Raw genomic sequence first — 20299 nt, forward strand, 5'->3', positions numbered from 1 at the left:
ACACGGGGACGTGACGTCAGCAATCCTTCCCTTTTTGCCCCCCGATGGGGTATATTGCGCCTGCGTTGGAAATGACCAACGTGGAACATCGCAGCTACGGCCGGCTTTAACACAGCGGTCGTCTGCCTGGCCCGCCGCTATCGGGGGCCTGAACCTTTGGAGGGCTTCAGTATGGCCCGTACCGCTGCTTTGCCGGTCCTCAACGGAGAATCCGGCCTTTCCCGTTACCTCGCCGAGATCCGCAAGTTCCCGATGCTGGAACCCCAGCAGGAATACATGCTCGCCAAGCGTTGGCGCGAGCATGACGATCGCGACGCGGCGCATCAACTCGTCACCAGCCATCTCCGTCTCGTGGCCAAGATCGCCATGGGCTATCGCGGCTACGGCCTGCCGATCTCCGAGGTCGTCTCGGAAGGCAATGTCGGCCTGATGCAGGCGGTGAAGCGTTTCGAACCCGAGAAGGGGTTCCGTCTCGCTACCTACGCCATGTGGTGGATCAAGGCGTCGATTCAAGAGTACATCCTGCGTTCCTGGTCGCTCGTGAAGATGGGCACCACTGCGAACCAGAAGAAGCTGTTCTTCAACCTGCGCAAGGCGAAGAGCAAGATCAACGCGTTGGATGAGGGCGATCTGCGCCCCGACCAGGTCAAGATCATTGCCAAGCGTCTCGGCGTCACGGCCCAGGACGTGATCGACATGAACCGCCGCCTCGGTGGCGACGCGTCGCTCAACGCACCGATCCGCGACGACGGCGAAGCCGGCGAATGGCAGGACTGGCTGGTCGACAATACGCCCAACCAGGAAGCCATGCTGGCCGAGCACGAGGAATATGACGAACGCCGGGACGCGCTGAACGGCGCCATGGGCGTGCTCAATCCGCGCGAACGCCGCATCTTCGAGGCTCGCCGCCTCGCCGATGAGCCGATGACGCTGGAAGACCTCGCTGCCGAGTTCGGCGTGTCGCGCGAGCGCGTCCGCCAGATCGAGGTCCGTGCCTTCGAGAAGGTGCAGTCAGCGGTCAAGGGCACGATCGCAAGGGCCGAACAGGCCGCGCTGGAAGCCGCGCACTAAGCGGGGCGTTTCCGCGGAGAGAAATTGGCGGATCGAAAAGAGAGAAAAAGCCGGCGGCAACGCCGGCTTTTTTGCGCGTGATGTCGAGCATGTTCGGACAGAGGCGGGCGAGGCATCTTGAACCCGCCTCGCCGGTCAACCGACCCAAGATTGAGAGCGATCAGCATCGATTGGACGCACACCGTGTCGATCATCCTGCAATCCACCGTGGGCGGTTTTTCCGCCCAGTTCATGCGCAAGCTGCCGCAGGTCGAACAGGCGATGCGCGAGCATGGGCTGGAGCCGTCGGAATTCGTGATCTCCAAGGACTATGCATCGACCGCGACGATCCCGATCATGGGGCCGTTCTTCTTCAGCTACAGCGTGTTCTTCGGCGAGGAGACGTTCAGCGTCACCGAGCCGAACGACATGGTGTTCCTGGATTACTTCTTCAAACGCGTGCTCGCCGTCGATGATCCACCCGAATTGCCGCAGCGGGCGGGATTGATGCGACGGTTGTTCGGCTGGATGGCGCAGTCGGTGTGACGCCTCCCGTCACTCCCCCCACATCCTCGCCAGCGTCGCGAGCCAGCAGCCTTCGCAATAGCGCGAATCCTTGTAGTCGATCCAGTTGTGGGCATAGACGTGATCGAGGGGAATGTCGTAGCGCGCGCGCAGCAGCTTCACGAGCACGCGCCACGCCGCGACCTGCGCGTCGGTCGGACCGGTCGTCACATCAGGGTAATTGCCGGCGAACTCGACGCCGATCGAATTGTCGCGCACGACCCGGCGATAGGTCGCGCTGTTGTCAATGTACTTGTTGTCGTTGCGGTTGGCGCCGTCGCCATGGGTCGGCACCAGGTTTTCCGCCACCGCCCAATAGACCGTGCCGTCGGTCTCGACCCACACGGTGACGCCGCGCCGCGTCGGGTTCTTCGACTGCTCCGCCGCGCCGCCGCGCGCCGAGCCCGCCGGCCCCTCGGTCTGGTGCACGATGATGTTGCGCCAACCTCTTACGCTGCGGACGTCCCCCCAGGGCGCCAGCCAGACCATCTTCAGGCCGGGAATGTCGGGCGTACCGGAGGAACGTGCGAGCTTTGCGAACTCGGCATCTCCGGCAGCGGCAGGCGCGATCAGAAAGAGGGCGGCGAGAACGGCCGCGAGCAGGCGAGCAATCATCATGCGGGTCCAACGAAAGACCCAACCTAGCATGGCCTCAGGCGAAATTGCGCGCGGCCTCGCCCCGGCAGATCGGCTCAGGCGAAAGCGGCGGCGACGGATCGTAGACCGCAAAATCGTTCTTGCCGTTCTTCTTGGCGGCATAGAGGGCGTGGTCGGCATTGGCCATCAGGCGATCCGGGAATTCGCCGATACCGCGATCCCATTGCGCGACGCCGATCGAGATCGCGATCGGGATCTCGCTGCCGGTGCAGGCCTCGGCATCCTGACGGCAGACCTCGAGCACGCGGCGGGCGATCGTCGCGGCCTCGCGCAAGGACGATGACGGCAGCACGACGCAGAACTCGTCGCCGCCGGTGCGGGCCAGCATGTCGCCGGGCCGCAACCTCGTCTGCGCCATCAGGGTGAAGTGCTGCAGGCAGGCATCGCCGGCGGCATGGCCGTGGGTGTCGTTGATGGCCTTGAAGCCGTCGAGGTCGATCACCAGCAGCGAGAACGGCGCGCCGCTGCGCTCCGAGCGGGCGCATTCCTCGGTCAGGCGCTGCAACAGATGCCGCCGGTTGGCGACGCCGGTGAGATCGTCGAGCAGCGCGAGGTCGGCGACCTCGGCCCGCAGCCGGTCGATCGCCATCAGCAGGAAGCCGAAATTGAGCGTCATCGACAGGAACAGCAGCCCCAGCACCATGAGGGCAGGGGTCTGGCCACCGGCCTTCGCCGACAAATCGTGACCGAGCAGATTGCCGATCGTGCGGACAACGAGGATCGCGATGATGGCGAGAATGACGATGCCGGACAGTCGCGCGCCCGGGCTGACGCGGCCCTCCGTCGGCGAGAGGAGAAGACGCAGCGCCAGCACCAGTGGCAGGGCCTGACCGAGCGTGTAGCTGAGCATGCGCAGCTGCATGTGGTCGAAGCCGACCATGAAGACCACGATGCCGGCAAGGCTCAGGGCTCCCGTAGTCGTCATGAGGCGCCATGAGACCGGCCGGTCATAAAAACGTTGAATGCCCATGGTGGCGAGACAGCACGCCGCGATCACACCGGCTGCGCCGAGCAGAAGCGGCAAGGGAGAGGCGACGAACAGGCGGACCAGCGCCGTCGTCGCCCCGAGCGCGCCGACGAAAGACGATGCCATCCAGAACCGCGCGGCGGCGAATTTCGGATAGGACCGCGTCACGTAGGCCCAGATCACGCCGAGCGCCACGAAGTTGACGACGAACACGGTCCAGAGCGTCGGTGTGTTCAGCATGAGGCGTGCGGCATGCGCAACGTCGCGCCCCCCGTCCCTGCCAGCCGTCCGTCCATGACCCATCCCCGTTTTCTTGCGGGCGACCATGCGCGCGACGCGCTTAATGGAGTCTCACCGCGATCCGGCAAATCGCGCCTTTGGTTTTGGATTCATGAACGGCGCTCTCCCCGTTGGCGGATCGTTAGGGATGCCGGCGGCGACGCCGCTTCGACGCCGATGCGGATTCCCGCACCAAAATCACCCGAAAATGCATCTGAGCTGTGGATAACGCGATGACACGGATGTGACAGCGCGGGGCAGCGAGCTGCGAATCTGCTGAGCTTGTCGTCGAGGATGTTGCGAGGCTGGCCCTCCGCCGAGCATCCCTCGTGTCGCGTTTCACCATTAACCCTGAAGAGGATCCTATGGCTAAGAAAGCGAAGAAGGCTGTGAAGAAGAAGGCAAAGAAGGCCAAGAAGGCGGCGAAGAAGAAGTAACGAGGCTTCTATTTTCTTTGCCCGGGTGGAGCCTCGCTCCGCCCGGGCTTCGGGTCAGCGTTGAGAGTGTGTGAAGGTGGCGGGCGCGAGGCCCGCTTTTTTATTGGCTTGCTCTCTCAATCGTACCACCGAGCAAGGGCCAATAGCGGCCGCACCTGAACGCACGCCTCGTCCTTCGAGACGACCGCCTCCGGCGGTCTCCTCAGGATGAGGCTCAGCGGCACTGTGCCCGTTGAAGCAGCCGCTACGCACTCCGCCCTCATCCTGAGGAGCCCGCCTAAAGCGGGCGTCTCGAAGGATGGCTGCAAGTGCAAATGCCTAGCCGCGAGCGACCTGAAGAAGCTACCTCTCCGCGAAGGCCAGCTTGGCGCCGAGCGCGGCGAAACCGGCGGCGAAGCTGCGGCGCAGCCAGGCCATGACGCGCGGGCGGGAAATGACGTGCTCGCGCACCGAGGCGGCGCAGAGGCCGTAGACGACGAACACCGCAAGGGTCATCGCCATGAAGGCGCCGCTCAATTCCAGCATGCGCGCCAGCACATGGGATTCGTCCGCGGCGATGAACTGCGGCAGGAAGGCGAGGAAGAAGATCGACAGTTTCGGATTGAGGATGTTGATGAGAAAGCCGGTGGCGATGACGCGGCCGACCGAACGCTCGCTGATGTCGCCCTCGACCGCCAGCGCACCTTGTTCGCGCAGCGCCTGCCAGGACATGTAGAGCAGATAAAGCACCCCGCCCCATTTCAGCGCGGCAAAGGCGAGCGCGCTGGTGTGGAGCACGGCGGCGAGCCCGAGCATGGCCGCCATCATGTGCGGCACGATCCCGAGCGTGCAGCCGAAGGCGGCCGCGAGACTGGCGCGTGAGCCGCGCGTCAGCGCCGCAGCGAGCGTGTAGAGCACGCCGGTGCCGGGAGAAGCGACGACGATGAGCGAGGTGAGCAGGAAGGACCAGGACATGGGCGGACCATATCAGCCCACCTCGCGGTGAGGAAGCCAGCTTGGGCGCAACGGGATGACGGCTCGAGAACGCTCACGCCAGCTGCGCGAGCTCCGCTTCGCGCAGCACGTCGAGCGGCGCCCAGGGTTTGGCCCAGAACTTCGCGCCGTCGGGCAAGGGCTGCATCAGCGGACGGCCGGAGGTGACGACGACGTCGAGCCTGGGATTGCGGTGCTTGGCGACATGGGCGAGTTCGACGCCGGTCATGCGCCCGGCGAGCTGGACGTCGGTCATCATCAGGCAGAGCGCGCCGGCGCTCTTGTCGAGCACGCGCTCGGCGGCCTCGGCGCTTTCGCACTGGATGACCTGATAGCCACTCTCTTCCAGCAGCAGGCTCAGCATCTCCCTCTGCATGACATCGTCTTCAACGATCAGCGCAGTTGCGCGAAATGGCTGTGCCTGCCCCATCAGCGTCTCCAATTCTTGTTTGTGTAACGTATGTTAAGGGGCGAATTCGCCTGGGGTTCGGTTCCATTCTGAAAAAATCCAAAGCATAGTTCCCTTATCGGGGATTGACCGGGGATCGACATGACTGCAATTCGCGGCGCTGCCGCCATTACGGGTGCTGCGAGCGGCATCGGCCGGGCACTGGCGCTGGAGCTTGCGCAACGCGGCTGCGATCTCGCGCTGGCCGATCGCGACGAAGCGGGGTTGAAGGCGCTGGCAGCCGAGATCGGGGCAACGCGCAAGGTCAGCGTCCACCGCGTCGACGTCGGCGAGCCCGACGACATTGCCCAGTTCGCGAATGAGGCGACCTCCGCGCATCCCGCGCTCGGCATGGTCGTCAACAATGCCGGCGTGGCGCTGATGGGCTCGTTCGAGGAGATCGACCAGGCGCAGATGGACTGGCTGTTCGACATCAATTTCTGGGGCGTGGTGCACGGCACGCGCGCCTTCCTGCCGCATCTGAAGACGAGGAGCGAGGCGCATATCGTCAACCTCTCCTCGATCTTCGGCATCATCGCGCCGCCGGGCCAATCGGCCTATGCGGCGGCGAAATTCGCGGTGCGCGGCTTCTCCGAGAGCGTGCGGCACGAGCTCGCGGTGGCGGGCAGTCCGGTCAGGCTGTCGGTCGTGCATCCCGGCGGCGTCGCCACCGCGATTGCGCGCAACTCGCGCACCGGGGTCGGCGTCACCGACAATTCCCGCCGCGCGCAATCGATCGAGCGGTTCGAGAATGCGGCAAGGACCACGCCGAAGGATGCCGCGCTGCGCATCATCAGGGGTATCGAGAAGAACGAGCCCCGCATCCTGATCGGCAACGACGCCCGCTTCATGGACCTGTTGCAGCGCTTCCGCCCGGCAACGTATTGGGCGCCGCTGCAGCGGAAGCTGGAGAAGATGGCGAAGGGGAAGTGAGGTGACCCGATGGCGTTGCCTCGCGCCCCGCTGTCGTAGGGTGGGCAAAGCGTAGCGTGCCCACGACTTTCCAAGAGCGTGGGCACGGCGCAAGTGCGCCTTTGCCTACCCTACGAGATCAGCGCTCTCACTGCCCCGCCAGCCGATCGGCGAAATAGCCGATGGTCTTACGATACACCACCGCCCTGTTCCACTCGCGCATCGCTTCGAAATTGGCGGTGCCTTCGCCGTAGGGCTGGCCCATCTTGAAGCCGTTGGTGTGGAGCAGATTCGCGGTCGAGGCGAGCACGTCGGGGACGCTGTGGCGGAGGTCGACATGGCCGTCGCCGTCGAAATCGACGCCGTATTTGATGTAGGACGACGGCAGGAACTGGGTCTGGCCGATCTCGCCGGCGAAGGCGCCGATCAGGTCGCGCAGCGGCAGGTCGCCGCGCTGCACGATCTTCAGCGCAGCGAGCAGCTCGCCCTGGAACAGATCGGTGCGGCGGCAATCATGGGCGAGCGTCGCCAGCGTGCGGACCACCGGCATCTTGCCGATGTCGCCCTTGCCGAAATCGCTCTCCAGCCCCCAGATCGCGACCAGGATGTAACGGGGCACGCCGTACTGCTGCTCGATGCGCGAGAGCAGCGCGGCGTGGCGCTGCAGCAGGGCGCGGCCGCCATTGATGCGGCCGGGGCCGACGCGGGTCGAGACATACTGCTCGAAGCTCTTGTTGAAGGTGTGGCGCTGGCGCCGGTCGAAGGCGAGCACCGCGCCGTCTGGGGTGACACCGCTGAGCGCGGTGTTGGTCACGCTTGCAGAGACGCCGGCGGCCTGTGCCTCCTGCGCCATGCTGGCGACGAAAGCGTTGAAATCGCCGCCGCAGCGCGCGGCCTGCGCCGACCCGCCGGCCAGACAAAGAACGGACGCGGCGGCGAGAAGCAGTCTCAGCATGTGGAGCAATCCCTTAAAAATCTTCTGCGAAGCAGCGCGCGGATCATGCCCGGGAAAGCAGCGAGCGTCAAAGTGCAAGGCCTGAAAGGGCAAGGCTTGAAAGAACAAGACTTGAAAGAACAAGACTTGGAAGGACAAGGCTTGGAAGGACAAGGCTTGATCCGCATCAATCCATCTCACCGCCCGCTTCCTAGACTGCGACGAACAGGAGCCGCCTCAGGAGAAGCGTCCATGACCGGAATTACCTTGACCGCCGAGCAGATCCGCAATGCCCCCGCAGCCGTGCGACAATGGATCGAGCAGGAGGTGTTCAGTTCGCTCGGCCTTGCGGCGCCCCGCGCGGCCGTGACCATCCCGCCCCAGGCGTCCCATCTCGTCGCCTGCAGCGTGGAGGACGTCGCCGGGGTGCTGGAGCACATCAGGGGCGTGCTTCCGGCCGTCAACGTGCTGTTCGAGCTTGGCCGTCCCGGCATCAGCTTCGGCCAGCCCGCGGTGATGACCTTCCGCCTGATGGACATCCTGCATCACACCCGCCTGCACGATGTCGGCGAGGCCATCACCTGCCTGGAGATGATCAACCAGGCGCTGACGGAGGTGAAGAAGGACCCATCGGGGCGGTTCTGCGGTTTCGACAATGAAGGCCACTGCCTGATCGCGCCGCAGACGCAAGCGAGCATCGCAACGCTCTGGCAGACCATGATGGAGCGGCAGCAGGCGGCGCAGGCGCGCGAAGCCGCGGGCCGGGTGGCGCCGGCGGCGTGAGGTGGGGCGGTATCGCCATCACCACTGTCCGTCATTCCGGGGCGCGACGAAGTCGCGAGCTATGGTGCGCAATTGCGCACCTGAGAATCCATCCGGCGGCAGAGACGGTCGATGAATGGATTCCGGGCTCGCGCTGCGCGCGCCCCGGAATGACGGACGAGAGAGTTTGCGCTATGATTGTTGCTTGCGCCGCGCCGCCGAACGATCCGTCACCGCATCAAGCCCGCATGAAGCGACCAGCCATGCCCAACCATCAGCCCAATCGAACTTCTCGCCCCTCCCTCCTCCGCATCCCGCTGTTTCGTCTGCTCGCCATCAACCTCGCGATCGGTGCCTGCGCCGCGACGCTGCTCGTCGGCGGCCTGCTCTGGCTCAACCCCGGACATCTGCGCGAGCTGATCTTCGCCGACAGCTCGCCCGGCATTGCGCTCGCACTGCTGCTCGCCTCCTTTCTCATCACCTTCGGCTCGGCCGCGATGGGCAGCGCGATCATGGCGCAGGGACGCAACGAGGACGGCGGCAAGAGCGGCGGACACGGATCGCGGCTCGCCATGCAGGAGGTGGCGCAGCGCACGCGGCCAAAATGATGCGCGCGCCGAGAAGCGTGAGGCCCGTTTACATATGTCAGCCTGCATCATCTGCACGCAGGCGGGAAGATGTGCAGGCTGGTGCAACGTTCGACACAGCGCGTCATTCGCGCTGCATTGCGAGGGCCGGCGAGATGAACAAATTGGTTTGGCGGTCTAAACAATTGCTTCGATGTGAATCGAAACCGCAGGTCGCGGCCAACGCATATCTGATCCGCTCGCTGCGACATCGACGCCGCCATGATTTGCTTGCCATCGCAGGGCGCCTTCTATAGCCTTCTACTTTAGGTTGTCGCCCCGCCAGCCCCGGGCGACGCTGAAGACCAAGAATAGACGGCGGGCTTCGGCCCGCCGTTTATTGAAGCGAGGGTCTCTCATGCAGCGGATCCGCGGCCACGGCTCCGTGCCGACCCCGGAGACGCGCAAAGTCATTTGACTGCGGCCCGCCAATCGACGACAAGCCGCCCATGGCCAAGAAACCCGGAACCAACCCCAAAGGCGAATTCGCCTTCTTCAACGTCTTCTATGAAGACGATTCCCAGCGCTCCAACCGCCGCGTTCCCTCGGAACTGCTCGGCGGCCTCGACGGCGACGAACCCGCCCGCGCCTTCATCATGGAGCAGGACCGCGAGATCGCCGAAAAGAGCGGCAAGCCGGCGCTCGAGATCAAGCGGCTCGAGCGCGTCGGGGTGAAGAAGAAGTAGGCCTTCAGCTTCTCCCACGGCAAACAAAAACGGCGGGCCTGAGCCCGCCGTTTTCGTTTTGAAGGATGCTTGGATCAGTTATCCAAGAAGCTCCGCAGCTTCCGCGACCTCGACGGATGCTTCAGCTTCCTCAGCGCCTTCGCTTCGATCTGACGAATACGCTCTCTCGTCACCGAGAACTGCTGGCCCACTTCTTCCAGCGTATGGTCGGTGTTCATGCCGATGCCGAAGCGCATGCGGAGCACGCGTTCTTCGCGCGGGGTGAGCGAGGCCAGGACGCGCGTGGTGGTCTCGCGCAGGTTGGACTGGATCGCGGCGTCGATCGGCAAGATCGCGTTCTTGTCCTCGATGAAATCGCCGAGGTGTGAATCCTCTTCGTCACCGACCGGCGTCTCAAGCGACAGCGGCTCCTTGGCGATCTTGAGGACCTTGCGGACCTTCTCGAGCGGCATGCCGAGCTTCTCGGCGAGCTCTTCCGGGGTCGGCTCGCGGCCGATCTCGTTGAGCATCTGGCGGGACGTGCGCACGATCTTGTTGATCGTCTCGATCATGTGCACGGGGATGCGGATGGTGCGGGCCTGGTCGGCGATCGAGCGCGTGATCGCCTGCCGAATCCACCATGTCGCGTAGGTCGAGAACTTGTAGCCGCGGCGGTACTCGAACTTGTCGACCGCCTTCATCAGGCCGATGTTGCCTTCCTGGATCAGGTCGAGGAATTGCAGGCCGCGGTTGGTGTATTTCTTGGCGATCGAGATCACGAGACGGAGGTTGGCTTCCACCATCTCCTTCTTGGCCTGGCGTGCTTCGCGCTCGCCCTTCTGCACGGAGTGCACGATCTTGCGGAACTCGATGATCTCGAGACCGGTCAGCGCCGCGAGCTGATGCACCTCGTGGCGGAGGTCCTTGATCCGGTCCTTCTCGTGATGGACGAAATTCTTCCAGCCCTTGGCCGAAAGCTTCGAGACACGGTTGAGCCAGCGCGGATCGAGCTCCGAGCCGGTGTAGTTGCGCAGAAAATCCTCGCGCGCGACGCCGTGGCTGTCGGCGAGACGCATCAGCCGGCCCTCGTACGAAACGAGGCGCTTGTTGATGTCGTAGAGCTGCTCGACCAGTGAATCGATACGCGCCTGGTTGAGGCGCAGCGACTTCACCTCGACGATGATCTCGTCCTTGAGCTTGCGGTACTTCCGCTCCTGATGCGGCGACAGCGAGGGCCCGTGCGAGGTGCTCTCGAGCTGGTTCTGGATGTCCTGCTCCTGCAGCTTGCGCAGCTTCTTGTAGCTGTCGGCGATCTTGTCGAAGATCTCGACCACCTTCGGCTTGAGCTCGGCCTCGATCGCCGCAAGCGACATCTGGTTCTCGAACTCGTCGTCCTCGTCCATGTCGGCTTCGGCGGCGGACTCGGCCGGATCCTTGACCTCGCCAGCCGGGCTGCCGCCGGGGGCGGGTTGCCCGGCGCGGAACGGGGTCGGCGCCGGCGGCGCTGCGGGCGGGGCGACATGCGCGGGCGCACCGGTCGCGGCGGCCTGGCCGCCCTCGGCCGGGGCTTCACCGTTCTCGCCGGTGGGACCCGCGATCATCGCATTGTTCATGCCGGCCTTGGCGTCGGGGCCGGCATAGGTGGCTTCGAGATCGATGATGTCGCGAAGGAAGATCTTGCCTTCGTTGAGCTCGTCGCGCCAGATGATGATGGCCTGGAAGCTCAGCGGGCTTTCGCAGAGACCTGCGATCATCGCCTCGCGGCCGGCTTCGATGCGCTTCGCAATGGCGATTTCGCCTTCGCGGGAGAGCAGCTCGACCGTGCCCATCTCGCGCAGATACATGCGCACGGGGTCGTCGGTGCGCTCGCCGGGCTCGCTCTTCTTGACCTCGGTGACGGCCTTCTGCGTGACCTCGACGAGTTCGTTGTCGGTCTCGTCCTCGCCGCCCTCGTCCTTGTCCTCTTCGCCTTCGCTATCGTCGGCTTCGGTGACGTTGATGCCCATGTCCGAGAGCATCGACATGATGTCCTCGATCTGCTCGGGCGAGGTCTGGTCGGACGGCAAAACTTCGTTGAGCTGATCGAAGGTCACGAAGCCGCGCTTCTTGGCCTGCTTGATCATCTTCTTCACTGCCGCGTCGGACAGATCGAGCAAAGGAGACGGCGCGTCCTGGGAGTCCTTCTCCGGCGCGTCCGCTGCCTTGTCGTCTTTTTCCTTGTCCTTCGCCTGCAGCGTCTTTGCCTTGGTGGCCATCCATTGCTCCTAAACGCGCTTCATGCGAGACGCTTGCCGCGCCCGCGTGAAATCACTTGAACCTGTTGCTCGACGCTCTCGCTTCGCCAGATCTCGACACGGAAAGGGCGGCGCGCACATCTCTCGCCACCCCGACCCTTCTCTCGCCGGATTTGCCTAACGCTTCGTGAGCCTCTTTGTCGCAGCGGATGCAGGTGAAGTGCCAACAGTGATTGCGCGGATTCATTCCTGACGCGTCTGTTCTGCCTGCGGCCGCCTGGGGGCCAAAGTGCTACAAGACCGTTAAGCCTCGATTAACCCTGTTTTTGCCGCCAAACCTTGGATTTGGCGAGTCTTTTAGCGGTTCCGGCCTCGGCCGTCCGCATGATTCTTTTATCACACGCTCTTCTGGAACCGGCCCGACAGCTCGCCAAAACCCTCGATCAGGGCCTCGGTGCCGTCGACTTCGGCCAACCGAGCCTTCACGTCACGCAGCCACGACATATTGGCCTCGCTGGGATCCTCCCCCAAGGCCAGCTCGGCGTCCTTCAGTTCTCTAAGTAGTGAATGGTACTGCCGATGCAAGGCAACCAGCTGGTGCCAGGTGGCGAGAACATCGTCGGGGGCGGCGCCCTCGCGGGCACCCCACACGGCTTGCGTCGTAATCCCGTTCTCAACCCTTTGAAGAACTTGTGAAAATCCGCCCTTGGCGAGATCGCTGCGCATCTTTTCGGCCTGCTCGCCGGGGTCCGGGGAATGGTGGTGGTCGTTGGCGAAGGCGGCGATGATGCCGGCCCTGAGCTTGTGGGCCTCGGGATGGGCCAGCTCCAGGGCGGCGACCTCCTCGAGGTGGTCGTGCAGCAGCCAGGGGTGGTTGATCAGGATTTGCAGGATCAGCGCCTCGCGACGGGAGATGGCGCTGCGCTGGCCGCGCATGATCGGGCTTGCCGCCAGCTGGGGGCTTGCCGCCTGATAGGGGCCTGACGGTAATGGGGTGAGGCCCGGCGGGCCGCGGCGCCCGCCGCCGAACCCTCCACCGTATCCTTGGCCACCGAATCGATTCGCGCCGCCGGCAGCCCGGGGCTGGAATTGGCGGGCGCCGCCACCCTGGCGGAAATTGCCCCGGCCGCCGAAGCCGCCACGCCCGCCCTCGGGGGCAAAGGCGCGCTGCAGCCGCTCGACGAAATCATCGCGGTAATAGCGCCGCACCACCTCGTCGCGGATCCCGTTCGCGAGCTCCTTGATGCGCGCCTCCAGCGCGGCGCGGCGCTCGGGCGTGGCGAAATTGCCGCCTTCGAGCTCGCGCGACCAGATCATCTCGGCGAGCGGCTTCGCCGCCGCGATCACTTCCTCGATGGCGCCGCGGCCGCCCGAGCGCACGAGATCGTCGGGGTCCTGCCCCTCCGGCAGCAGCGCGAAACGAAGGCTCTTGCCGGGTGCGAGGAAGGGCAAGGCAAGGTCCGCAGCACGATAAGCCGCCTTCTGGCCGGCGCGGTCGCCGTCGAAGCAGAGGATCGGCTCGTCCGCCATCTTCCAGAGCAGCGCCAGCTGGCTTTCGGTCAGCGCGGTGCCGAGCGGCGCGACGGCGCCCGCAAAGCCCGCGGTGACCATGGCGATGACGTCGACATAGCCCTCGACCACGATCAGCGCGCTGCCGTCATGGGTGGCTTTGCGCGCGGTCTGGTGGTTGTAGAGATTGTCGCCCTTGTGGAAGAGCGGCGTCTCCGGGGAATTGAGGTATTTGGCCGGAACGTCCTTCTCCAGCGCGCGCCCGCCGAAAGCGATGACGCGGCCGCGCATGTCGGTGATCGGGAACATCACGCGATCGCGGAAGCGGTCGTAGGGCACGGGAATGTCGTCGCCGGCCACCAGCAGGCCGGTCTCGACCATGTCCTCGACGGAAACGCCGAGCTTGCCGAGATGCTCCTTCAGCGCGAAGCGGTCGGGCGTGGCATAGCCGAGGCGGAACTGCAATTGCGTCGCCGGCGAAACGGCACGGTCGGCGAGATAGCCGCGCGCCTTGGCGCCGACGCGCGAGGCCAGCGTTTCCGCGAAATAGGTCGCGGCGAGATCCATGACGTCATGCAGCGTACGGCGGCGCTGCTCCTGCCGCGCCGCATCCGGCGTCACCGCCGGCAGCGCCAGGCCCGCCATGCTGGCGAGCCGCTCCACCGCCTCGCCGAACGGCAGGCCGTCGGTCTCCATCACGAAGGAGATGATGTCGCCGTGCTTGCCGGAGGAGAAGTCGTGGTAAAAACCCTTCTGGTCGTTGACGTAGAAGGACGGCGTCTTCTCCTGCTGGAACGGCGACAGCCCCTTCCACTCCCGTCCCGCCTTCTTCAGCTTGACGCGCTTGCCCACGACTTCGGACACCGAAAGCCGGGCCCGAAGCTCGTCGAGGAATTGGGGCGTGAAGCGCATGATACTGATTTCTGGGCTGAGTCGGCATTATGGCCAACCGGATAGGCATATAGGGACGGCCTTGGGAAATACGAAGCATGTGTGGCTTCTCCCAGCTATTCACAGCCGAAAGTTTCGACGGAAAGCTTGAATCGCCCCCGGTTCCACGCTTCCATACCGCCATGTTCAGGACCTTCCGAGGCGGCCACAGCGGGGGCTGGCGTGTGATCTCGATCGCACCCGTGACCGGCGAGCCCCTGCCCTTCATGCCGGCGCTGTCGGTCACCGACAGCGAGGCCATCGCGTTGCCGCTCGTACCCTCGCGCAATGCGTGGCGGCTGGTCGGCGCTCCCAGCAGCTTGCGCTACACCGAGCGGCCTGAGAAGCAGCAGCTCACCGCCGTGCAGGCCGGGCTCGGCCGAGTGGAAGCAACCAGCGCGGCACTGATCCCGATCCGCAAATCGCAGGCCTGGTGGGACCTGACCCAGGAAGAGCGCCGCAAGATCTTCGAGGACAAGTCGCACCACATCGCCAGCAGTCTTCGTTTCCTGCCCGCGATCGCGCGCCAGCTCTATCACTGCCGCGACCTCGGCGAGCCCTTCGACTTCCTGACCTGGTTCGAATTCGCCCCCGCACACGCATCGCTGTTCGAGGAGCTGGTGGGGATGCTGAGGCGGACCGAGGAATGGAGCTACGTCGAGCACGAGGTTGACGTGCGCGTGGTGAAGGAAGTGCTGTCGGCTTAGTGATCGAGAAACCGGCCGGACTCGATGATCGGCAAACCGGTGACGGGCCAGTTGTAGACATAGGTCCAGGCCTTCCCGGCGGCTCCATCAGGCAGCGTCACGTCGACCTCTCGGCGCAGATATTCGGTCGGCTCCGGAAAACCCTCGCCGCAGGCCTCGTACATGTCGAGTTCGCCCAGCAACTCGTCAGGCACGCGCATCCGGAACAGCTCGCCGTGGACGATGTCGGAGGCTGCCTCCGACAGCAGCAAACCCGGATAATGCTTCACCAGGACCAGCCGGCCGCGGCAGGTCGCTTCACCCAGGAAATCCGCATGCCCCGCAAGCAGCCGCGCCATCGGATGGTCGAAGCCGCGCATCAAGGTGCCGTAGACGAAGAGGTGATCGGAGGTCATGCTGTTCTAACGTTGCGACGTCGGTGCAATATCGTTACTCCGTTTAGACACGTAATCGTTTCATAGGCAATCAGAATGGACCTGCACACGGCAGAGGCGGCCGATCAACTGCTTGGCGAGGGCGACACTCCGCCCGTGCATGAGGAGAATGCGGAGGGGACTTCGCCCTTCCTGCTCACCGCGGATCATTACGGACGGATGCTGCCGCACGCGCTGGGCGATCTCGGCATCGCGGAAAGCGAGCTTGTCAGGCACATCGGCTGGGACATCGGCATTGCTGGCGTCGCCGAGCGACTCGCAAAGCTGCTCGATGCGCATCTGATCGCACAGCGCTATTCGCGGCTGGTGATCGACTGCAACCGCCCGCCGGCCGCGGCAAGCTCGATTCCCGTGATCTCCGAGGCCACCGCGATCCCGCGCAACGAAGGGATTTCGGACGGCGAGCGCGCGGCACGGCGGCGCGAGATTTTCGAGCCTTATCACCATCGCATCGATGCCGCGATCGACCGCCGCGTGCATGACGAGCGGCCGATGGTGCTGGTCTCGCTGCACAGTTTCACGCCAGTCTATGCCGGCGTCGCGCGGCCCTGGCACATCGGCGCGCTCTACAATCGCGATACCGTGCTGCCGCAGCTGCTGCTCAAGCATCTGCGCGCAGAGGGCGACCTCGTCGTCGGCGACAACGAGCCCTATGCGGTGGACGACCTCACCGACTACACCATCCCCGTGCACGGCGAAGGGCGCGGCCTCGTCAGCACCGGCATCGAGATCCGGCAGGATCTGATCGCGGACCAGTTCAGCCAGCAGCAATGGGCCGAACGGCTGGCGAGGATCTTTGCCGAGATCGAGGTGGAGCTGCGGGCGGAACGGCTGGTCATCTAGAGCAGATTCTGATCAGGCGCGATCATAACCTGCCGCGGCGAAGAAGTTCAGGCACTCTTGGGCGGTGAAGGCGGCTGTGGTGAGGGCGATAGCATTGTCCAAAGCCTGGATTGATCTGGCGGCGGCCTTTCGCAGGGCGGCTTTGAGCTTTGCGAAGGCCATTTCGATCGGATTGAGGTCGGGCGAATAAGGCGGGAGATAGAGGAGCTGAGCGCCCGCCGCGTCGATTGCGATGGCGATCTCGGTCCGCTTGTGTGCTGCGAGATTGTCCATCACCACGATGTCGCCGGGCTTGAGTGTCGGTACCAGGACTTGCGTCACGTAAGCCTCGAACGCCGGACCATCCATGGGGCCGTCGAGGACCATCGGCGCGGTCATACCGGTCGCTCTAAGCGCGCCGACGAAGGTCGTCGTCTTCCAATGACCATGCGGGATCGCGGCGACACAGCGCTGGCCGTACGGCGAACGGCCGTAGCGCCGCGCCATTTTGGTCGAAGCCCCCGTCTCGTCGATGAACACCAACCGATGGATGCCGATCTCAGGCTGAGACGCCTTCCACGCTGCGCGTTCAGCGGCCACGTCCGGCCGATCCTGCTCGCTGGCGTGCGATGTTTTTTTTGAACGTGATGTTGCGACGATCGAAGAATCGCCAGATCACGCTCGGCACGAAACGCTCGCCGTGGACTTTGAAGAGATGGTCAGCGATCTCGGCCAGCGTCATGTCAGGCGTAACCTTGACCAGGGAGAGGATCTCCGCAGCGTGACCCTCGATCCGAGCTGAACGCCGGTCTCCGCCCTGCGTTCCCGCCTCACAGGCGCCGGTCCTTCGCCACTCGCCAACCAGTTCGATCGCTGTCGAGGGCGCCACGCCGAACCGAACAGCGGCGCCCCGACGGCTCATGCCTTCATCTTCCACAGCCCGAATAATACGAATGCGAAGGTCCGGCGACAGCGGTTTAGCCATGGGGGCTGGCCTCCATCACCAGCCCTCAGGGTGAATCACGATTTGCCTCGCAAGGGAATCCCCTACCGATTCCGACAGGTTGGAAAATGCTCTAGCCGCCGCGTGTAGCGACGAACAGCGCCAGCGCTACGAGAATCGCGGCGATGCCCCACAGCACGAAAGCCATGCGGCCGGCGCCGCGCGCGTCGAGCGTGGCTTCCGCCGGATTTTCCGGATTGACGCGAACCTCGACGGTCGCGCCGTCCTGGTAGCGTGCCATGAGCTTTCGCAGCATCTCGTCGGAGGCATCAGGCGTTTCGGCCGCGACGCGCGCGCATTCATTGGTGTAGCTGACGTTCTGATACTGATAGGTGTAGGTCACCCGCTTGCCGAACATCTCGGTACCGCGACGCTCGCCCGGTTCGCTCGCCCGGTGATAGTCTTCGATCCCCGACAGCTTGATGGTGCCCGGCACCACCGGCCAGCGCGTCGCCATCGACGCCTGCCGGTGCACGGCATACCCCATCAGCGCGATGACGAGGCCGAACGCGCCGAAGCCGACCACGAGGCCGGCGAGATCGGGACGGGCGACGTGGTGCGAGAGATAGACATAAGTCTGGTTGAGGCCGAAGGCCGATCCCAACACGATGCCAAGCACGATCACCGTGCCGATGCCGAGACAGCCCCACAGGCCCTTGGGCAGGTCGCGCTCCAGCACGGCCTGATCGGGATGGCGCGGATTGTAATAGACGGTCACGATGCTGCCGGCGGGATATTTCGCGAGCTTCTCGGCGACCTGGAAATTGCCGAGGTCCTCGCCGATCGAAATGCGGTTGCAGCGCAGCTTCCGCCCGCCGACCGAATATTCGTAAGTCACGTTCGCGAAATTGCGGCTTTCGAGGCGAGAGCCCCCCTCGCGATCGTCGTCGAAAACCTTGACGTCGCGCAACTCGGCGACCGAGGTCATGACCTTGCCCGGCGCTTGCGGCCAGTTTCGCGCCTCGCGCACCTGCCAGGTCTTGACGATGGCAGCGACCAGGATGAGCCCGAGCGGCGCGAGCAGCATCGCATAGACGAACCAGGGGAGATCGGGCACGGCAAATTCCTTCGTCAGCGGCAATGCCCGATTGGACGCATTGCGGCCGCGAAGGGTTCAAGCCGGACCGGCCCTGGAGGGGCTATTTTGCTCGCGTCAGCGCCAGCCAGATGCCGCCGCCGATCATGAAGCCGCCGGAGATGCGCGACATCATGCGAGTGCGGCGGGCCGAGAAGAATTTTCGCGCGCGACCTGCCGCGATGGCGTAGAGCGCATCGGTCATTACCGCTGTAACCATGAAGGTCGCGCCCAGAAGGGCGACTTGCGGAAAGTGCGGCTGGTTCATGTCCATGAACTGCGGGATGAAGGCGCCGAAGAACACCAGCACCTTCGGGTTCGACAGCAGCACCAGGAAACCCTGCAGGAAGAAGCCGCCGCGCGGCGGCGCCGGCGGCTCGTCGACATTGACGCCCTCGACCGGCGCCCAGATCAGCTTGATGCCGAGCCAGACCAGATAAGCAGCGCCCGCAAAGCGCACCCAGTCGAACCAATAGCCCATGGTCGCCATCAGCGAGGTCAGGCCGACCGCGACGATGCCGATGACGATGGCAAGCCCGGCTTGCGCACCGGCCACGTTGGTGAGCGCGGCACGCGTGCCGTGGCGCAGGCCGTTGGCGATGACGAGGGTCACGATCGGCCCCGGCAGCAGCGCCAGCGCAATGCAGGCAGCGAGGAAGGCGAAATAAGCTTGCATGGACATCATGAGGAGGACTCGGGCTCGGGGCGGCGTGCGCGTATTAATGCATGGGATCGGCCGGAACGGAAGCTTGCTCATCCATTCTTCGGCAGGCCGGCGACCGCGCGCGCCGGGCCGGTCAGCTCGAGGATATGCAGGCCTGTATTGGCGCGATCGACGATGTAGATGTAGCCGCGGTCGTCGGTCTCGACATTGTTGGTCTGGATCGCGACCTTGCAGCGCTCGCCGCCTTCGATCGGGATGCAGCGCTTGTCGGTCGCTGCCGTGATCGAGGGAATGAAATAGCCGACTTCCTTCGGATGATAGGGATCGCGGATGTCGAGCGCGCGCACGCCGGCATTGAAGAAGGCGATGAAGGCCATCTTCTTGTAATAGACGGGCGCCATGCTCTCGTTGGAGGAATGCGCGCCGAACCGGCCGCCGCGCTGGCAGAACCGCCCGCTCGCCTCCGGCACGGTGTAGCTCGAGATGATCATCGGCCGCGTCTCGGTGGTAACGTCGGCGAACCACACCATCTGCCGCGCCTCGCCGCATTCGTTCAGGATGGTCTCGTCCACGATCATGACGATGTCGCGGGTCTTGCCGTCCTTGTCCTCGGCGAATTCGGCGATGGGCATGTCGAGCATCGGAAACGTCGTATGCGCGCCGTTGAAGGCTGACATCGGCAGGCGCGAAATCTCGGGATAGCGCAAATTGTCCGGCGTCGGCTGCTTCGGCCCGTTCAGCAGCTTGTCCCGATCGACGATCTGCATAATGCCGTCCTTGTCGGTGCCGTAACCGAAATAGACGCGGTTGCCATTGGGCCCGGTCGAGATCGGCCCGTGCAGCTCGGTCGGCACCGCACCGGTCGAACCTGGCTCCTGACCGGGCAGTCCGAAGTCGCGGATCTTCTGCGGCCGCGCGGGATCGGAGAGATCGTAGATCTGCGTCATGCGCCGTGTGCGCCAGTCCGGCGCGCCCGAGACGAGATAGGCAATGCCGGTGTCGCATTCCCACCAGCTCTTGTGCGTGTCCTTCAGGCCGCCGATGCGCGTGATGAGCACAGGGCTGGCGGGATCGGTGACGTTCCAGATCTCATGCGCCTCGCTGCCGAAGGTGCGCAGCATGTAGACCGCGTTGGGATCGCCCTTCGGCAGCGCCTTGCCATCGCAGACCCGCACCATCTGCGCGCCGCCGGATTCGTATTTGCCCTCCTGGCCCGGCAGATGCCTTAGATATTTCGGACGCGCGGGATCGGTGACATCGACGATGGAGGTTCCGTTCGGCTCGGCCTTGCCCGTCATCGGATTGACGGGCGCGGGTACATCATCGGTGCCGCCGTGATGGCCGATATAGGCGATCCAGCGATTGCCCTGGTGATGGATGGTCGGCTGATAGGCGCTGCGGGCCTGGAGATCGTTGCTGCCGACGAGCTTCATGTTGGAGGCTTCTGGCGGCGCGCCGATTGTTTGCTGCTGCGCCTCGGCGGCGGTGCTGCACGCGAAAAGGACGAGGGCGGCAGCAGTCAAGACGCAGCGGAACATCAATGTCCTCCCGGAACCGATCTGTGCTGGCTGAGCTTCGACGGTAACACAGCCGAATGCGGACGCCAAAGACACCATCTTGACATGCAACCATTTGGTTGCCTATTATC

The 20299-nt window shown here is 64.5% G+C and carries 20 protein-coding genes; 8 read left to right on the forward strand and 12 right to left on the reverse strand.

The features are described from left to right. The first annotated feature begins 171 nt into the window (after window positions 1–171). Window positions 172–1071, forward strand: coding sequence for an RNA polymerase sigma factor RpoH (rpoH, locus tag IVB24_RS35730; RefSeq protein WP_094895121.1), 900 nt, complete (start codon window positions 172–174; stop codon window positions 1069–1071). A gap of 183 nt (window positions 1072–1254) precedes the next feature. Further along, window positions 1255–1596, forward strand: coding sequence for a hypothetical protein (locus tag IVB24_RS35735; RefSeq protein ID WP_166473980.1), 342 nt, complete (start codon window positions 1255–1257; stop codon window positions 1594–1596). 9 nt (window positions 1597–1605) lie between these two features. On the opposite strand, the gene IVB24_RS35740 is transcribed toward IVB24_RS35735, so the two are convergent. The 4 genes from IVB24_RS35740 to IVB24_RS35755 form a co-directional block, all read right to left on the reverse strand. Then, complete coding sequence (locus IVB24_RS35740; protein WP_247771370.1) at window positions 1606–2232, reverse strand: N-acetylmuramoyl-L-alanine amidase; 627 nt, start codon at window positions 2230–2232, stop codon at window positions 1606–1608. 34 nt (window positions 2233–2266) lie between these two features. Further along, window positions 2267–3478 (reverse strand): GGDEF domain-containing protein, encoded by a 1212-nt coding sequence (locus IVB24_RS35745; protein WP_247771372.1) that lies wholly within the window; start codon window positions 3476–3478, stop codon window positions 2267–2269. Window positions 3479–4296: 818 nt separating this feature from the next. Further along, window positions 4297–4908 carry a LysE family translocator gene (locus IVB24_RS35750; protein ID WP_166473977.1) on the reverse strand — a complete coding sequence of 204 codons (612 nt, stop codon included), beginning with the start codon at window positions 4906–4908 and terminating at the stop codon, window positions 4297–4299. A gap of 73 nt (window positions 4909–4981) precedes the next feature. Continuing rightward, window positions 4982–5356, reverse strand: coding sequence for a response regulator (locus IVB24_RS35755; protein WP_247771373.1), 375 nt, complete (start codon window positions 5354–5356; stop codon window positions 4982–4984). A gap of 120 nt (window positions 5357–5476) precedes the next feature. On the opposite strand from IVB24_RS35755, the gene IVB24_RS35760 reads away from it, so the two are divergent. Continuing rightward, window positions 5477–6307 (forward strand): SDR family oxidoreductase, encoded by an 831-nt coding sequence (locus IVB24_RS35760; RefSeq protein WP_247771374.1) that lies wholly within the window; start codon window positions 5477–5479, stop codon window positions 6305–6307. Between the two features lie 127 nt (window positions 6308–6434). On the opposite strand, the gene IVB24_RS35765 is transcribed toward IVB24_RS35760, so the two are convergent. Beyond that, window positions 6435–7241 carry a lytic murein transglycosylase gene (locus IVB24_RS35765; RefSeq protein WP_247771375.1) on the reverse strand — a complete coding sequence of 269 codons (807 nt, stop codon included), beginning with the start codon at window positions 7239–7241 and terminating at the stop codon, window positions 6435–6437. Window positions 7242–7472: 231 nt separating this feature from the next. Here IVB24_RS35765 and IVB24_RS35770 point away from each other — a divergent pair, with 231 nt between their 5' ends. The 3 genes from IVB24_RS35770 (at window position 7473) to IVB24_RS35780 (ending at window position 9294) form a co-directional block, all read left to right on the forward strand. After that, window positions 7473–8003, forward strand: coding sequence for a hypothetical protein (locus tag IVB24_RS35770; protein WP_247771376.1), 531 nt, complete (start codon window positions 7473–7475; stop codon window positions 8001–8003). A gap of 242 nt (window positions 8004–8245) precedes the next feature. Next, the gene (locus tag IVB24_RS35775; RefSeq protein ID WP_247771377.1) at window positions 8246–8590 is read left to right on the forward strand and encodes a hypothetical protein; all 345 of its coding nucleotides are present in this window, start codon (window positions 8246–8248) and stop codon (window positions 8588–8590) included. A 467-nt stretch (window positions 8591–9057) separates the two neighbouring features. Next, entirely contained in the window at window positions 9058–9294 is a 237-nt protein-coding gene (locus IVB24_RS35780; RefSeq protein ID WP_094972958.1) for a hypothetical protein, read from the forward strand. Between the two features lie 74 nt (window positions 9295–9368). Here IVB24_RS35780 and rpoD read toward each other — a convergent pair whose 3' ends face one another. After that, on the reverse strand, window positions 9369–11528 hold the full coding sequence (gene rpoD, locus IVB24_RS35785; RefSeq protein WP_140482954.1) for an RNA polymerase sigma factor RpoD: 2160 nt from the start codon (window positions 11526–11528) through the stop codon (window positions 9369–9371). A gap of 375 nt (window positions 11529–11903) precedes the next feature. After that, the gene (gene dnaG, locus IVB24_RS35790; protein WP_247771378.1) at window positions 11904–13928 is read right to left on the reverse strand and encodes a DNA primase; all 2025 of its coding nucleotides are present in this window, start codon (window positions 13926–13928) and stop codon (window positions 11904–11906) included. 161 nt (window positions 13929–14089) lie between these two features. Between dnaG and IVB24_RS35795 the strand changes: the two genes are divergently transcribed. Next, window positions 14090–14653: a chlorite dismutase family protein gene (locus tag IVB24_RS35795; RefSeq protein WP_094972961.1), complete on the forward strand. Its 564-nt coding sequence runs from the start codon at window positions 14090–14092 to the stop codon at window positions 14651–14653. Here IVB24_RS35795 and IVB24_RS35800 read toward each other — a convergent pair. Beyond that, window positions 14650–15048, reverse strand: coding sequence for a gamma-glutamylcyclotransferase family protein (locus IVB24_RS35800; protein WP_247771379.1), 399 nt, complete (start codon window positions 15046–15048; stop codon window positions 14650–14652). The two genes, IVB24_RS35795 and IVB24_RS35800, sit on opposite strands and share 4 nt — an antisense overlap. Window positions 15049–15123: 75 nt before the next feature. Between IVB24_RS35800 and IVB24_RS35805 the strand changes: the two genes are divergently transcribed. After that, window positions 15124–15930: an N-formylglutamate amidohydrolase gene (locus IVB24_RS35805; RefSeq protein WP_247771380.1), complete on the forward strand. Its 807-nt coding sequence runs from the start codon at window positions 15124–15126 to the stop codon at window positions 15928–15930. Between the two features lie 12 nt (window positions 15931–15942). Here IVB24_RS35805 and IVB24_RS35810 read toward each other — a convergent pair. From IVB24_RS35810 to IVB24_RS35825, 4 genes are all read right to left on the reverse strand, one after another. Beyond that, window positions 15943–16894, reverse strand: a protein-coding gene (locus IVB24_RS35810; protein ID WP_247768038.1) for an IS630 family transposase whose coding sequence is annotated in 2 segments (ribosomal slippage) — window positions 15943–16555 and window positions 16554–16894 — 954 coding nt in all. Because the reading frame shifts where the segments join, the coding sequence is not laid out codon by codon here. Window positions 16895–16985: 91 nt separating this feature from the next. After that, complete coding sequence (locus IVB24_RS35815) at window positions 16986–17969, reverse strand: DUF3592 domain-containing protein (protein WP_247771381.1); 984 nt, start codon at window positions 17967–17969, stop codon at window positions 16986–16988. A gap of 82 nt (window positions 17970–18051) precedes the next feature. After that, window positions 18052–18672, reverse strand: coding sequence for a LysE family translocator (locus tag IVB24_RS35820; protein ID WP_247771382.1), 621 nt, complete (start codon window positions 18670–18672; stop codon window positions 18052–18054). 68 nt (window positions 18673–18740) lie between these two features. Continuing rightward, the gene (locus IVB24_RS35825) at window positions 18741–20189 is read right to left on the reverse strand and encodes a hypothetical protein (protein ID WP_247771383.1); all 1449 of its coding nucleotides are present in this window, start codon (window positions 20187–20189) and stop codon (window positions 18741–18743) included. Window positions 20190–20299: the final 110 nt, after the last annotated feature.

Origin of the sequence: Bradyrhizobium sp. 192, from assembly GCF_023100965.1 — a bacterium.
In the GTDB taxonomy this organism is placed as follows: Bacteria; Pseudomonadota; Alphaproteobacteria; order Rhizobiales; family Xanthobacteraceae; genus Bradyrhizobium; species Bradyrhizobium symbiodeficiens.

What these genes read in the sequence shown, in the direction of transcription:
- dnaG (WP_247771378.1), bottom strand. Translation starts at nt 13,928, where the DNA reads ATGCGCTTCACGCCCCAATTCCTCGACGAGCTTCGGGCCCGGCTTTCG.
- IVB24_RS35740 (WP_247771370.1), bottom strand. Translation starts at nt 2,232, where the DNA reads ATGATGATTGCTCGCCTGCTCGCGGCCGTTCTCGCCGCCCTCTTTCTG.
- IVB24_RS35775 (WP_247771377.1), top strand. Translation starts at nt 8,246, where the DNA reads ATGCCCAACCATCAGCCCAATCGAACTTCTCGCCCCTCCCTCCTCCGC.
- rpoD (WP_140482954.1), bottom strand. Translation starts at nt 11,528, where the DNA reads ATGGCCACCAAGGCAAAGACGCTGCAGGCGAAGGACAAGGAAAAAGAC.
- IVB24_RS35745 (WP_247771372.1), bottom strand. Translation starts at nt 3,478, where the DNA reads ATGCTGAACACACCGACGCTCTGGACCGTGTTCGTCGTCAACTTCGTG.
- IVB24_RS35800 (WP_247771379.1), bottom strand. Translation starts at nt 15,048, where the DNA reads ATGACCTCCGATCACCTCTTCGTCTACGGCACCTTGATGCGCGGCTTC.
- IVB24_RS35760 (WP_247771374.1), top strand. Translation starts at nt 5,477, where the DNA reads ATGACTGCAATTCGCGGCGCTGCCGCCATTACGGGTGCTGCGAGCGGC.
- IVB24_RS35795 (WP_094972961.1), top strand. Translation starts at nt 14,090, where the DNA reads ATGTTCAGGACCTTCCGAGGCGGCCACAGCGGGGGCTGGCGTGTGATC.
- IVB24_RS35750 (WP_166473977.1), bottom strand. Translation starts at nt 4,908, where the DNA reads ATGTCCTGGTCCTTCCTGCTCACCTCGCTCATCGTCGTCGCTTCTCCC.
- IVB24_RS35780 (WP_094972958.1), top strand. Translation starts at nt 9,058, where the DNA reads ATGGCCAAGAAACCCGGAACCAACCCCAAAGGCGAATTCGCCTTCTTC.
- IVB24_RS35770 (WP_247771376.1), top strand. Translation starts at nt 7,473, where the DNA reads ATGACCGGAATTACCTTGACCGCCGAGCAGATCCGCAATGCCCCCGCA.
- IVB24_RS35805 (WP_247771380.1), top strand. Translation starts at nt 15,124, where the DNA reads ATGGACCTGCACACGGCAGAGGCGGCCGATCAACTGCTTGGCGAGGGC.
- IVB24_RS35765 (WP_247771375.1), bottom strand. Translation starts at nt 7,241, where the DNA reads ATGCTGAGACTGCTTCTCGCCGCCGCGTCCGTTCTTTGTCTGGCCGGC.
- IVB24_RS35825 (WP_247771383.1), bottom strand. Translation starts at nt 20,189, where the DNA reads ATGTTCCGCTGCGTCTTGACTGCTGCCGCCCTCGTCCTTTTCGCGTGC.
- rpoH (WP_094895121.1), top strand. Translation starts at nt 172, where the DNA reads ATGGCCCGTACCGCTGCTTTGCCGGTCCTCAACGGAGAATCCGGCCTT.
- IVB24_RS35755 (WP_247771373.1), bottom strand. Translation starts at nt 5,356, where the DNA reads ATGGGGCAGGCACAGCCATTTCGCGCAACTGCGCTGATCGTTGAAGAC.
- IVB24_RS35820 (WP_247771382.1), bottom strand. Translation starts at nt 18,672, where the DNA reads ATGATGTCCATGCAAGCTTATTTCGCCTTCCTCGCTGCCTGCATTGCG.